Here is a 13,102-nt window from a genome sequence, read left to right as displayed (position 1 = left end):
CTGCAGACAGACCGGCATTTTTCTTTCTGTACCGGAAGCCGCAAACCGGGCGCTTTGCGGCGTGCGACGTGCGAAGCGGGCGATTCGCCGTGCTGTCGAGCGGCCGCGTGGCACGGCAGTTGCATCCACGTTGAATCCGGTCCCATCGACGGGTAACGGATAAGGACGTCAATAAGGAGCAAACCGATGAAGAACCAACGCACTCAGCGAAAGATCGTAGCCGCCGCGGCCAGCGTGGCGCTCACTCTCGGTCTGGCGGGCGGCGCATACGCGCAGCAGGCGAGCGAAGTAACCGGCGGCACCACCGCCGACCAGACGAGCGCAGGCAACGCCAACGGCGGAGGTCTGCCGCAAATCCAGCAACAAGGTGACGTGTCGTTCGTCTCGGGCGGCGTCGGTCTGGACGAGTCCAAGGCACTGCAGCAGGCGCAAAGCCAATGGCCGTTGTCGCTGCGCTTTACCGGACCGGGCTCGGACTACTTGGCCGACGTCCACGTGCGGATTGTCGACGCGCATAACGGCGAGGTGTTGAGCACCGCGTCGCGCGGGCCCTACATGCTCGTGAGGCTGCGCCCGGGGCGCTACACGGTGCATGCGACCTACAAGGACCGCGACCAGTCGAAGGCATTGACGGTGCCCGCAAAGGGCACGGCGAAAGCGGCGTTCTACTGGAACACGCAGTAAACCCGGGGCTTGTCGGGCATGCAGCACGGAGGCCGCGCAATCGCGAGGACTTTGACCGATAATGAAGCCACGGGCCTGTCCCGTGGCTTTGCTGTATGCACGACCGCACACTTTCATGGAGCCGAGACATGAGCGATGCCTTGACACCTCACGCAAACCCGGACAAACCCTCCGGCGGGCACGCCATTACGATAACGGGCAATCATCACCGGGTGCGGGTGATTCATGGCGGCGTGACGATGGCCGACACGCACGCGGCGCTCACGCTCGCCGAAACCGGTCTGCCCGACGTTTTCTATTTCCCGCGTGACGACGTGAACATGGCGCGGCTCGAACGCTCCACGCACACGTCGCACTGTCCGTTCAAGGGCGACGCATCGTACTACCACCTGCGCACCGAAGACGGCTTGATCGAAAACGCCGTATGGACTTACGAGACGCCATTCGAACAGGCAGCCCCGATCCAGGGATATCTCGCGTTTTACTCATCGCGCGTCGACCGCATCGATCAGACGTCCTGATCCGCTGTCGCGCGTCTGTCGGAGGCTGGGATGGAACTGAACGACGCGTTACGGATTCCACTTGCGCCGTCCGATGTCTGGGACGCGTTGCAAGACCTCGCGCTCCTGCGCGCCAGCCTCGATAACTGCGAGTCGTTCACGCGCCTTTCGCACGGCGAATACGCGCTGGCTATGACGGTGCCACTCGGGCCACTGCGTGCGCGTTACGAAGCACGCGCGCACGTCGCGGGCCAAGATTCCGGCCCTGCCGACGCGGAGCGCCGCACGATCAATTTCAAGGCGCGCGCCGAAGGTATCGGCTCACTGCGCGGACAAATCGAAGTGCGTCTGCGCGCGGAAGAGGGCGCGCTCGGCAGCAGGGAGCGCGGCACGCGGATCGACTACACGATCTGGGCGACGTCGTCGGGGCCGCTCGCTGAACTGCCCACGCGTCAGCTCGAAAACGCGCTTCATCATCTCGCCGACGATTTCTTCGCCGAATTCAGCGCGGTCGTGCGTGCGAAGCACGGGCAGGGACCGAACCGCGCGCGCGGTTCGGCGGCGCGTCGTCAGCATGTATTTTTGCGGCCTATCACGCTGAGCGGTGTTTCGCGTCGCACCCGCGCCGAACATGGCAACCCGCTCGCCGGACGCGCTGCCAGCGTGTCGCACGGCGTCTCGCACCCCGAGCCGACGCCGCATGCCATGCCGAACTGGGCATGGGCTGCGATGATTTTTCTCGTTGCGCTTCTGCTGTATGTAGCGCGCTGGATCAGCGAGCACTGACGGCGCTCTCGCTGTTCTTCATGCCTCGACCGGCGCGCGGAACGGTTGCGCAGTCTGTAGGGTCGAGTGTCGTGCGCGCGCGACTACGAATTCGCGGTGACCGACTACGAAAGCGCGTCGCTTGTCACCCTGCGTTGCTTCGCGACGTCGATGCCATGCTTCGCTTTCAATGTGTCACGCGGCGTTTTCTTCGTTCGTAGCGTGCGTGTCACGCGGCAATTGCGTGGGCGCGGTATTTCATGCGCCGCGAAATTCTCTTCGCCATGCCGAGGGCGAGGTCCGAAAGGCGTCGGCGAAATGCTGACGCAGTGACGCCGCCGACCCGAACCCGGCGATGCCCGCAATCGCTTCCACCGACTGATCCGAACTCTCCAGCAACTGCTGCGCGCGCGTGAGCCGTTGTGCGAGCAGCCACGCGCCGACGGTCGTGCCGGTGGCGAGCCTGAAGCGCCGCGTGAAGGTGCGCCGGCTCATCAGCGCGCGCGCCGCGAGGCTGTCGAGCGTGTGCGGCGCGTCGAGGTTGCCGCACACCCAATCGAGCAGACCCGAGAGCCGGTCTTCGCGGACGTTCGGCGGCAGCGGCTGCTGGATGTATTGCGCCTGGCCGCCTTGCCGGTGCGGCGATACGACGAGCCGCCGCGCGACGAAGTTCGCCACCTCGGCGCCGCACATCTTGCGCAGCACATGTAAACAGCAATCGAGGCCGGCAGCCGTGCCCGCCGATGTCAGCACGTTCCCGTCGTCGACATAAAGCACGTCGCGATCGAGCCGGACACGCGGGTAACGGGCCGCGAAGTCGTCAGCCCATGCCCAATGCGTGGAGGCCGGGCGGTCGTCGAGAATGCCGGCGGCAGCCAGCACGAACGCGCCGAGGCATAGACCGACGAGTTGCGCGCCGCGTGCGTGCGCCGCGCGCAGTGCGTCGAGCAAAGCGGCTGGCGGCGGCTCCGCGGGATCGCGCCAGCTAGGCACGATGATCGTGTCGGCTTCGGCGAGCGCTTCGAGTCCGTGAGTCACGGCAATGGAGAATCCTGCGGTCGTCGTCAGCGGGCCGGTTTCGGCTGCGCACACGCGGAAGTCGAAGCCGGGAACGCCGGCGCCGCTGCGGTCCTCGCCGAACACCACGCATGGCACGGAAAGGTGGAATGGGCTGATGCGGTCGAACGCGATCACGGCGACGATGTGCGACCGCTGTGCGCCGGGCTTTGCGGCGGCCGGAGCGGGAAAGGCTGCAGGTGTAGCCATGAGTCAGGCACCTTATGAGAGCGACGACGATGGCCCGATTCTAGCGAAGATTGTCAATCGGGCCGCTGTTGGCAAAACGGCGGTAGGCGAACAATGCGTCATCGCGGCGGCCTCGCTTGCCTGAAGCTCGCGGGGCTGTGGCGCGCGACCTCATCAATCTTTCACAGGAGTCTTGCCATGACCACACCACGCCGTGCGTTGATTGTCATCGATGTGCAGAACGAATACGTAACGGGCAATCTGCCGATCGAGTATCCGGACGTCCAAAGCTCGCTAGCCAACATTGGACGCGCGATCGACGCCGCGCGCACCGCCGGCGTGCCGGTGGTAATCGTGCAGAACTTCGCGCCGGCCACTTCGCCGCTGTTCGCGCGCCGGAGCGAGGGAGCCGAACTGCACCCGGTGGTCGCTTCCCGTGAGCGCGATCATTATGTGGAAAAGTCGCTGCCGAGCGCGTTCACCGGCACGGACCTCGCCGACTGGCTGACAGCACGGCAAATCGACACGGTGACGGTCGTGGGTTACATGACGCATAACTGCGACGCATCCACCATCAATCATGCGGTCCACGCGGGCCTCGCCGTCGAATTCCTGCACGATGCAACCGGCTCCGTGCCGTATGAAAACAGCGCGGGCTTTGCGAGCGCGGAAGAGATTCATCGCGTATTCAGTGTGGTGCTGCAATCGCGCTTTGCGGCGGTGGCGAGCACCGACGAATGGCTTGCCGCCGTCAGTAGCGGAGTGCCGTTAGAGCGCGGCAACATTTATGCGTCGAATCAGAAGGCGCGCAGCCGGAATCGCTGATGCTGGCGTGAGGGACGCGGCTGAAAGGCCGCGAGTCGAGGGTCGCGTTTTGCAGGCCGCGGCGTATGGCGGTCCAACGCTGGTCCAGCGTGACAACGAGCGCTGCGAGGGCGGGCGCGGCCGTTTGCGAAATGGGAAGTTTGCCGACAACCGCGGCAACGACGGCCACTGCTCAGTCGGCCGCAAACTACACCGCGTGCGCCGCCCGCAGCCGCCGCGTCACGTCGACTTGCGCAGCGCCGGACTCAGACGCAATGCGTCGAAAATGCCTTCAACCATCCGCTCGCCGAGCGCGGTGAAATCCGTGGCATCGGGTAGAAACAGCATGTCGCGCAGCGATCCGCCGACGAACGCATGCACCATGGCAGCAGCGAGCTTCGTATCGAGATCTTCCGGCAATTGCCCTTTCGAGATTGCGTTGCGCAAGCCGCCTTCTATCTTGATCAGCGCCTCGCGCATATTGGTCTGATAGCGGACCATGACCGGTCCCATCTCTTCGACCAGCTCGCACTTCAGAAACAGAATGTCGAACACGCGACGGCGTCGCTGATCGGTCGCGGTATCGCGCACACAGACGATGCAGATCTCCATCAACCGCCCAAGCGGATCGGGCTCGTTCGGGTCCAGCGACGCGGCCTTGAGTTCGTCCAGCGGCAGCAGCACGCGGTCGAACATCTCGGTGAACAGATCGCTCTTGTGGGAAAAATGCCAATAAATGGCGCCGCGCGTGACCCCGGCCGCCTGTGCGATGTCGGCGAGCGAAGTGCGCGAAACACCCTTTTCGAAGAAGACCCGTTCGGCTGCGTCGAGGATGCTGTTGCGCGTCTCCAGCGCTTCTTCTTTGGTTCTTCTGACCATATTTGTATAACTTGCCCTGATTGCGGGTTTTCCCGAGCCTTTTTAAGTACGCTCGATGACAATCCGTTTGCCCTGAACTGTTTGGCGAAGCTTTCTTCCGGGTCCCCGCCCCGCAAGAGAAGTAACGCACTTTTACATCCATTCGTGAATGTATATATAATAGCACCCCACGATCGGATAGCCCAAGCTGTGACGACCGGTTAATATCCGTCACTGTTGTCTTCAAAACGCTTACGCGCCGTGCTTCAACGGGCGGCGCGGTGCGGCATTTCCCGGTATGGCGCATTTGGTTCAGGTTGCCTCGCAACTGTTGCCGGCAACCATGGGCTTTCGGTCGAGCGTCGCAAGACGCATGTGTGCGCCGTCGTCCCCGGGGTAGGGATGCGCGCACTTTTTCATTCTCAGTCATAGACAGAGGTCGCTCCATGCGCGTCGAACGGGTTCCATTCCGCTTAATCAGTGCCGCGACGGCTGCCATATTGCTGGCAGCATGCGGACCAAAACAATCTGCCCCGCCGCAACAGACGCCCGAAGTCGGCGTCGTCACAGTCCAGCCGACTACCGTACCTGTCGTCACTGAATTACCGGGCCGCACCAGTGCTTTCCTCGTCGCGCAAGTGCGCGCGCGGGTGGACGGCATCGTGCTGCGCCGCGAATTCACCGAAGGCGGCCAGGTCAAGGCTGGCCAGCGCCTGTACAAGATCGATCCGGCGCCGTACATCGCCACGCTGAACAACGCGAAGGCGACGCTCGCCAAGGCGCAGGCCAACCTCGCGTCCACCACGGCGCAGGCAAGCCGCTTCAAGGTGCTGGTTGCCGCCAACGCGGTCAGCAAGCAGGACTATGACAACGCAGTAGCCGCGCAAGGCCAGGCTGCCGCCGACGTCGCCGCCGGCAAGGCCGCGGTCGAGACGGCGCAGATCAACCTGGGCTATACCGACGTGACCTCGCCCGTGACGGGCCAGATCGGCGTGTCGCAAGTCACGCCGGGCGCTTATGTTCAGGCGAGCGCCGCGACCCTGCTCGCCACCGTGCAGCAACTCGATCCGGTCTACGTCGACCTGACGCAGTCGAGCCTCGAAGGTCTGAAGTTGCGCCGCCAGATGCAGGAAGGGCGTCTCAAGACGAACGGCCCAGACGCCGCGAAGGTTTCGCTGATTCTGGAAGACGGCCGTACGTATTCCGAAAAGGGCAAGCTGCAGTTCACCGACGTGACGGTCGACCAGGGCACGGGCTCCGTCACGGTCCGCGCGATCTTCCAGAACAAGGACAAGGTGCTGCTGCCGGGCATGTTCGTGCGCGCGAAGATCGAGGAAGGCGTGAACGAGAACGCGCTCGTCGTGCCGCAAGTCGGTATCACCCACGACCAGAAAGGTCAGCCTACTGCGCTCGTCGTCGGTGAGGACAACAAGGTCGCGTTGCGTCAGCTCGTCACCTCGGGCACGTACGGTTCGAACTGGGTGGTCGAGAGCGGCCTGAAACCCGGCGACCGCGTGATCGTGCAGGGCACCGACAAGGCGAAACCGGGCATGCAGGTCAAGACCGTCGCCGCGCAACTTCCCGCTACACCCGCCTCCGGCGCAGCCGCTCAAGGTGCGCCGGCCGCCAGCGGCAGTGCGCAGACGGCTCAACCTGCCTCCGCTGCATCGGGCGCGTAATAACAGGGAGCCCGCCACATGGCAAAGTTCTTCATTGATCGCCCGATTTTTGCATGGGTGATCGCCATCATTTTGATGCTCGCGGGTATCGCGTCGGTGTTCACATTGCCGATCGCGCAATATCCGACCATCGCGCCGCCGGCTGTGCAGATCAGCGCAACGTATCCGGGCGCTTCGGCGAAGACGGTGGAAAACACCGTCACGCAGGTGATCGAGCAGCAGATGAGTGGTCTTGACCACTTGCTGTACCTGTCGTCCACTTCGGACGACTCGGGTACCGCAACCATCACGCTGACGTTCGCGGCCGGCACCAATCCTGACATCGCGCAGGTGCAGGTGCAGAACAAGCTGCAGCTCGCTACTCCGTTGCTGCCGCAAGCGGTTCAGCAGCTGGGTACGAAGGTCACGAAGTCGAGCAGCAGCTTCCTGCTGGTCATGGCGTTCGTGTCCGAAGACGGCAGCATGAACAAGTACGACCTCGCGAACTACGTGGCGTCGAACATTCAGGACCCGGTCAGCCGTATCGACGGCGTGGGCACGGTCACGCTGTTCGGCTCGCAGTACGCAATGCGAATCTGGCTCGACGCGAACAAGCTGACCAACTTCGGCCTGACTCCCGTAGACGTGCAGACCGCGCTGCAGGCGCAGAACGTACAGGTTGCCGGCGGCTCGCTCGGCGGCACGCCGTCGGTGCCGGGGCAGGTGTTGCAGGCGACCATCACGGAAGCGACGCTGCTCAATACGCCTGAACAGTTCGGCAACGTGCTGCTGAAGGTCAATCCCGACGGTTCGCAGGTCCGTATCAAGGACGTCGCGCGCGTCGAGCTCGGTGGCGAAAACTACAACTTCGACACCAAGTACAACGGGCAGCCTACCGCCGGCTTCGGTATCCAGCTCGCCACCGGCGCGAATGCGCTCGCAACGGCGAAGGCAGTGCGAGCGAAGGTCGCCGAACTGTCGAAGTACTTCCCGCACGGTCTGGTCGTCCAGTATCCGTACGACACCACGCCGTTCGTGCGTCTGTCGATCGAGGAAGTGGTCAAGACACTGCTCGAAGGTATCGTGCTGGTGTTCCTGGTCATGTACCTGTTCCTGCAGAACCTGCGCGCCACGCTGATCCCGACCATCGCAGTTCCGGTGGTGCTGTTGGGCACGTTCGCGGTCATGAGCATGGTGGGCTTTTCGATCAACACGTTGTCCATGTTCGGGCTCGTGCTGGCAATCGGCCTCCTGGTGGACGACGCGATCGTGGTGGTGGAAAACGTCGAGCGGGTGATGGCGGAAGAGGGCTTATCGCCTCGTGAAGCCACCCGCAAGGCGATGGACCAGATTACCGGCGCGCTCGTCGGCGTGGCGCTCGTGCTGTCGGCGGTGTTCGTGCCGGTGGCGTTCTCGGGCGGCTCGGTCGGTGCTATTTACCGGCAATTCTCGCTGACCATCGTGGCGGCCATGGTGCTGTCGGTGCTGGTCGCGTTGATTCTGACGCCGGCTTTGTGCGCGACGATTCTCAAGCCGATTCCGCAAGGTCATCACGAAGAGAAGAAGGGTTTCTTCGGCTGGTTCAACCGGAACTTCAACAAGAGCCGCGACAAGTATCACTCGGGCGTGCACCACGTGATCAAGCGCTCAGGCCGCTGGCTCATCATCTACATGGTGGTGATCTTCGCGGTTGGTTTGCTGTTCGTGAAACTGCCGAAGTCGTTCCTGCCGGACGAAGACCAGGGCACGATGTTCGTGCTGGTGCAGACGCCTTCGGGTTCCACGCAGGAAACCACAGCGCGCGCGCTGAAAGACGTATCGGACTATCTGCTCAACGGCGAGAAGGCGATTGTCGAATCCACCTTCACGGTGAACGGCTTCAGCTTCGCGGGCCGCGGTCAGAACGCCGGTCTCGTGTTCGTGCGGATGAAGGACTACGCGCAGCGTCAGCATGCGGATGAAAAGGTACAGGCGCTGGTGGGCCGCCTCTTCATGCACTTCGGCAGCTACAAGGGTGCGCTCGTGTATCCGGTGAATCCGCCGTCCATTCCGGAACTCGGCACGGCTGCCGGCTTCGACTTCGAGCTGCAGGACCGCGCGGGTGTCGGCCACGAAAAGCTGATGCAAGCGCGCAACATGCTGCTCGGCATGGCCGCGCAGGATCCGACGCTGGCTCAGGTGCGCCCGAACGGCCTGAACGATACGCCGCAGTTCAAGGTGAACATCGACCACGAAAAGGCCTCGGCACTCGGCGTATCGCTGTCCGCAATCGACCAGACGTTCTCGATCGCGTGGGCGTCGCAATACGTGAACAACTTCCTCGATACCGACGGCCGTATCAAGAAGGTGTACCTGCAGGGCGATGCACCGTTCCGTATGACGCCGGAAGACCTGAACACCTGGTACGTGCGCAACACGGCAGGCGGCATGGTGCCGTTCTCGTCGTTCGCAAGCGGCCAGTGGACCTATGGTTCGCCGAAGCTCGAGCGTTACAACGGTATTTCCGCGGTGGAAATCCAGGGCGCGGCGGCACCGGGCAAGTCGACGGGTCAGGCGATGACGGCGATGGAAGCGCTCGTGGCGAAGCTGCCCGCGGGTGTCGGCTACGAATGGACGGGCCTCTCGTTGCAGGAACGCCAGTCCGGTTCTCAGGCGCCGATCCTGTACGGCATCTCGATCCTCGTCGTGTTCCTGTGTCTCGCGGCGTTGTATGAGAGCTGGTCCATTCCGTTCTCCGTGATCATGGTGGTGCCGCTCGGCGTGATCGGCGCATTGCTGGCCGCTACGCTGCGTGGGCTCGAGAACGACGTGTTCTTCCAGGTTGGTCTTCTGACAACCGTGGGGCTCTCGGCGAAAAACGCGATCCTGATCGTCGAATTCGCACGCGAATTGCAGCTGAGCGAGGGCATGGGTCCGGTCGAGGCCGCGTTGGAAGCGGCACGTCTGCGACTGCGTCCGATTCTGATGACGTCGCTCGCGTTCATTCTCGGCGTGATGCCGCTCGCGATCAGTAACGGCGCGGGTTCGGCGAGCCAGCACGCAATCGGTACGGGCGTGATCGGCGGTATGTTGACGGCGACCTTCCTCGCGATTTTCATGATCCCGATGTTCTTCGTCGTGATCCGCGCGAAGTTCGGCGGCGACAAGGAAGATCCGGACGCGGCGCTCGCACACTACAACGAGCACCATCCGCATGATCCGCAAGGTGGCGGGGCGGCTGGCGGTTCCGACACCAATGGCTCGGGCAAGGACGGACATTGAGATGCAAAAACACTCTTTGATTGCAGTGGCGGTCGCGTTCCTCGCCGCCGGTTGCACGATGGCGCCGAAGTACGAACGCCCCGCCGCGCCGGTGACGAGCACGTTCCCGACCGGCGGCGTGTACGACACGCAGCCGGGCACGACGCAGCCTGGCGGGGCCGGTGCGCGCAGCGCAAACGGCCTGGCGGCGGCCGACATCGGCTGGCGCGATTTCTTCATCGATCCGCGCATGCAGCAGTTGATCGACATCGCGTTGAAGAACAACCGCGATCTGCGCGTGTCGGTGCTGAACATGCAGGCGTCGCAGGCGCAGTTCCGTATCGTTCGCGCGGGGCTGTTCCCGACGCTCGACGCCGCGGCATCGCAAAGCAAACAGCGGACGCCGAAAGATCTGTCGGTGTTCGGCAATACGATTTCGAACTCGTATTCGGTCGGCCTGAACGCATCGTGGGAAATCGACTTCTTCGGGCGGATTCAAAGCCTGAAGGACCAGGCGTTGGCTCAGTACCTGGCCACGGCTCAAGCGCGCAAGGCGGCTGAAATCGCGTTGGTCTCGCAGGTGGCGAATCAGTACCTGACGGTGCTCGAACTCGACGATCTGCTGAAGGTCACGCAAGGTACGCTGAAGACCGCGCAAGAGTCGTTTCGCATCACGAAGCTGCAGTTCGACAACGGTACCGGCTCCGAACTCGATGTTCGCCAGGCGCAGACCGTGGTCGAGCAGGCCGAGGCGAACCTGCAAGCGCAGGCGCGTCTGCGGGCACAGGCGGAAAACGCGCTGGTGCTGCTGGTCGGCGAGCCGTTGCCCGCCGGCCTCGCGCCGGGCCTCACTTTGAACGACCAGAATCTGCTCACGGATATTCCGGCGGGTCTGCCGTCCGATCTGCTGACGCGTCGTCCCGATATCATGGAGGCCGAAGAGAATCTGCTTGCGGCCAACGCGAATATCGGCGCCGCGCGCGCGGCCTTCTTCCCGAAGGTTTCGCTCACGGGCAGCTTTGGCACGCTCAGCCCGACGCTCGGCGGCCTGTTCAAGCCGGGTTCGGCAGCGTGGAGTTTCGCGCCGTCGATCACGCTGCCGATTTTCGAGGGCGGTCAGAACATGGCCAACCTCGATCTCGCGAATATCCAGAAGAACGTCCAGATCGCTACGTACGAAAAGGCCATCCAGACGGCCTTCCGCGAGGTAGCAGACGCGCTCGCCGCGCGCGGCACGTACGATCAGCAGATCCAGTCGCTCGAGCGCAACGCGTTTGCGGAACAGCGCCGGCTGGATCTGTCGGATCTGCGCTATACGAACGGGGTCGACAGTTACCTGGCGGTGCTGACCGCGCAGACCGCTTTGTATTCGGCGCAGCAGTCGTTGATTACTGCGCGCATGGAGCGTCTGCAGAACCTGGTGACGTTGTACCAGGCGCTCGGCGGCGGCTGGATCGAGCATAGCGGCGATCAGCCGCGTCCGGCCGACGCACCCGTGGACTACGGTGCAGCAAGTGCGCCGGCAGCGGCTTCGGCTGCGACCGCCGGCTGACCGTTACAGCAGTTCGGCGGTTAAGCCACCGAAGAAAAAAACGCCACGGCATGCCGTGGCGTTTTCTTTTACAGCGGTGCGCCAATTGCGCAGACGCGCCTCTTGGCGAGGCATTGCAATAAAACCCCAAGCTTCACCGATTCAACGTCGGAGCCCTCACTTTCAATGCAGGTCCGCCGCGCGCAGCATTTCGTCGCGAGGCTGATCGTTGCCGCCGCGTCCATCGAAATCGTGGCCGGCCTTGCGGATTTCGCACTGCGCCTTCTTCTCGCTTTTGACGCCGTTGAAAATCAGATTCAGCACGACCGCGGATACCGAAGCCAGCAAGATTCCACTATGCAGCAGCGGTGACAACGCGGGCGGCAGTCTGGAGAAGAAGTGTGGCGACACGACCGGTACGAGTCCCAGCCCGATACTCACCGCGACGATGAACAGGTTGTGGTGATTCCGTACGAAGTCGACCTTCGACAGCACCTTGATGCCATTGGCCGCGACCATGCCGAACATCACGATGCCTGCACCGCCGAGTACGAATGCCGGCACCGACGCGACCACTTGCGCCATCTTCGGAAACAGGCCGAGCAACACGAGGATCACGCCGCCCATCGCGCAGACAAAGCGGCTCTTCACGCCCGTGACGCCGATCAGGCCGACGTTCTGCGAGAACGACGTATGCGGAAACGAGTTGAAGATGCCGCCGATCAGCGTGCCGAGTCCGTCCACACGCAGGCCGCGCACGAGCGCTTTCTGATCGACGGGACGATCGACCATGTCGCCGACCGCGAGGAACATGCCCGTCGATTCGATGAAGGTAACGAACATCACAGTGACCATGGTCGCGATCGACAACGGATCGAAGTGCGGTAGGCCAAAGTGGAACGGCATCACGAAGCCGACCCACGGTGCGTGCGTGACGCCTTCCATGTTGACCCGGCCGAGCGCCAGCGCGATCACGAAGCCCGCGACAATGCCGAGCAATACGGAAATATTCGCGATGAATCCCTTGGCGAACTTGTTGATGAGCAGGATCAGCATCAGCACGAGCAGCGACAGCCCGAGGTAGACCGGGTTGCCGTAGTCGGGATTGCCCACGCCGCCGGCCGCCCAGTTAATGCCGACGCCCATCAGCGACAAACCGATCACCGAGATCACCACGCCGATCACCACTGGTGGAAAGAAGCGCAGCAGCTTGCCGACGGCCGGCGCAAGCAGGATGCCGATCACGCCGGCGGCAATCGTCGAGCCGAAGATGTCGAGAATGCCGAGCGACGGATTCGTGCCGATCGCGACCATCGGACCGACTGCGGCGAACGTGCAGCCCATGATGACCGGCAGGCGGATGCCGAAAATCCACAACCCGAGCGTCTGGATCAACGTGGCGATGCCGCACGAGAACAGGTCGGCGCTGATCAGAAACGCGATCTGGTCTTTCGGCAGTTTCAGCGCGGCGCCGACGATCAGCGGGACGGCGACAGCGCCCGCGTACATCACCAAAACGTGCTGGATGCCGAGGGTGAGCAACTGGCCCGCGGGCAGCCGCTCGTCGCACGGGTGAACCGTGTTCGATTGCATAACGTCTCTCTCCACAATCTAGTTTTGGGATGGACTCCAAGGTATCGGGGACGAAAAAGCGCAACAAGACCGCTGGGGCCTATTCCGGCATTCCCGGTGACGATATGCGCCAGCCCGTTTTGAAAGCCGGAATCGACGCGAGCGGCGGGTTCACCGGCGGTCAGCCCCTTGTAGCGGCGATGCGCGCGCGGTCGTGCGCATGCCCGAGCCGCCGCGATATATGT

General features: G+C 63.2%; 10 protein-coding genes. 7 read left to right on the top strand and 3 right to left on the bottom strand.

Features of this window, described 5'->3' with window-relative positions; all coding sequences use genetic code 11:
• Nucleotides 1-186: 186 nt before the first annotated feature.
• The 3 genes from H281_RS0121505 to H281_RS0121495 all read left to right on the top strand — a co-directional run bounded on the left by H281_RS0121505 (nt 187) and on the right by H281_RS0121495 (nt 1,970).
• On the top strand, nt 187-684 hold the full coding sequence (locus H281_RS0121505; RefSeq protein ID WP_020069220.1) for a hypothetical protein: 498 nt from the start codon (nt 187-189) through the stop codon (nt 682-684).
• Between the two features lie 128 nt (nt 685-812).
• Complete coding sequence (locus H281_RS0121500; protein WP_020069219.1) at nt 813-1,205, top strand: DUF427 domain-containing protein; 393 nt, start codon at nt 813-815, stop codon at nt 1,203-1,205.
• Nucleotides 1,206-1,235: 30 nt separating this feature from the next.
• Nucleotides 1,236-1,970: a CoxG family protein gene (locus H281_RS0121495; protein ID WP_020069218.1), complete on the top strand. Its 735-nt coding sequence runs from the start codon at nt 1,236-1,238 to the stop codon at nt 1,968-1,970.
• A gap of 237 nt (nt 1,971-2,207) precedes the next feature.
• On the opposite strand, the gene H281_RS0121485 is transcribed toward H281_RS0121495, so the two are convergent.
• The gene (locus tag H281_RS0121485) at nt 2,208-3,215 is read right to left on the bottom strand and encodes a helix-turn-helix domain-containing protein (protein WP_027804825.1); all 1,008 of its coding nucleotides are present in this window, start codon (nt 3,213-3,215) and stop codon (nt 2,208-2,210) included.
• 177 nt (nt 3,216-3,392) lie between these two features.
• On the opposite strand from H281_RS0121485, the gene H281_RS0121475 reads away from it, so the two are divergent.
• Nucleotides 3,393-4,019 (top strand): cysteine hydrolase family protein, encoded by a 627-nt coding sequence (locus H281_RS0121475; RefSeq protein ID WP_020069214.1) that lies wholly within the window; start codon nt 3,393-3,395, stop codon nt 4,017-4,019.
• Nucleotides 4,020-4,238: 219 nt separating this feature from the next.
• Here H281_RS0121475 and H281_RS0121470 read toward each other — a convergent pair whose 3' ends face one another.
• A complete protein-coding gene (locus tag H281_RS0121470; protein WP_020069213.1) occupies nt 4,239-4,877 on the bottom strand; it encodes a TetR family transcriptional regulator in 639 nt (212 codons plus the stop codon).
• Between the two features lie 425 nt (nt 4,878-5,302).
• Between H281_RS0121470 and H281_RS0121465 the strand changes: the two genes are divergently transcribed.
• The 3 genes from H281_RS0121465 to H281_RS0121455 are packed head-to-tail and all read left to right on the top strand — an operon-like array spanning nt 5,303 to nt 11,306.
• Nucleotides 5,303-6,535, top strand: a complete 1,233-nt coding sequence (locus tag H281_RS0121465) for an efflux RND transporter periplasmic adaptor subunit (RefSeq protein WP_027804824.1) — start codon at nt 5,303-5,305, stop codon at nt 6,533-6,535.
• 18 nt (nt 6,536-6,553) lie between these two features.
• On the top strand, nt 6,554-9,775 hold the full coding sequence (locus tag H281_RS0121460; RefSeq protein WP_020069211.1) for an efflux RND transporter permease subunit: 3,222 nt from the start codon (nt 6,554-6,556) through the stop codon (nt 9,773-9,775).
• 1 nt (nt 9,776) lies between these two features.
• Nucleotides 9,777-11,306 carry an efflux transporter outer membrane subunit gene (locus tag H281_RS0121455; protein ID WP_020069210.1) on the top strand — a complete coding sequence of 510 codons (1,530 nt, stop codon included), beginning with the start codon at nt 9,777-9,779 and terminating at the stop codon, nt 11,304-11,306.
• A 162-nt stretch (nt 11,307-11,468) separates the two neighbouring features.
• Here H281_RS0121455 and H281_RS0121450 read toward each other — a convergent pair whose 3' ends face one another.
• Complete coding sequence (locus H281_RS0121450) at nt 11,469-12,878, bottom strand: nucleobase:cation symporter-2 family protein (RefSeq protein ID WP_020069209.1); 1,410 nt, start codon at nt 12,876-12,878, stop codon at nt 11,469-11,471.
• Nucleotides 12,879-13,102: the final 224 nt, after the last annotated feature.

It is taken from the genome of Paraburkholderia caledonica, from assembly GCF_000383275.1.
Lineage (GTDB): Bacteria > Pseudomonadota > Gammaproteobacteria > Burkholderiales > Burkholderiaceae > Paraburkholderia > Paraburkholderia caledonica.
The sequence above is the reverse complement of the archived record's forward strand: the minus strand, read 5'-3'. Positions and strand labels throughout refer to the sequence as shown.

Coding starts and splice junctions, on each gene's coding strand:
- H281_RS0121455 (WP_020069210.1), top strand. CDS start 9,777: ATGCAAAAACACTCTTTGATTGCAGTGGCGGTCGCGTTCCTCGCCGCC.
- H281_RS0121495 (WP_020069218.1), top strand. CDS start 1,236: ATGGAACTGAACGACGCGTTACGGATTCCACTTGCGCCGTCCGATGTC.
- H281_RS0121470 (WP_020069213.1), bottom strand. CDS start 4,877: ATGGTCAGAAGAACCAAAGAAGAAGCGCTGGAGACGCGCAACAGCATC.
- H281_RS0121465 (WP_027804824.1), top strand. CDS start 5,303: ATGCGCGTCGAACGGGTTCCATTCCGCTTAATCAGTGCCGCGACGGCT.
- H281_RS0121500 (WP_020069219.1), top strand. CDS start 813: ATGAGCGATGCCTTGACACCTCACGCAAACCCGGACAAACCCTCCGGC.
- H281_RS0121460 (WP_020069211.1), top strand. CDS start 6,554: ATGGCAAAGTTCTTCATTGATCGCCCGATTTTTGCATGGGTGATCGCC.
- H281_RS0121475 (WP_020069214.1), top strand. CDS start 3,393: ATGACCACACCACGCCGTGCGTTGATTGTCATCGATGTGCAGAACGAA.
- H281_RS0121505 (WP_020069220.1), top strand. CDS start 187: ATGAAGAACCAACGCACTCAGCGAAAGATCGTAGCCGCCGCGGCCAGC.
- H281_RS0121485 (WP_027804825.1), bottom strand. CDS start 3,215: ATGGCTACACCTGCAGCCTTTCCCGCTCCGGCCGCCGCAAAGCCCGGC.
- H281_RS0121450 (WP_020069209.1), bottom strand. CDS start 12,878: ATGCAATCGAACACGGTTCACCCGTGCGACGAGCGGCTGCCCGCGGGC.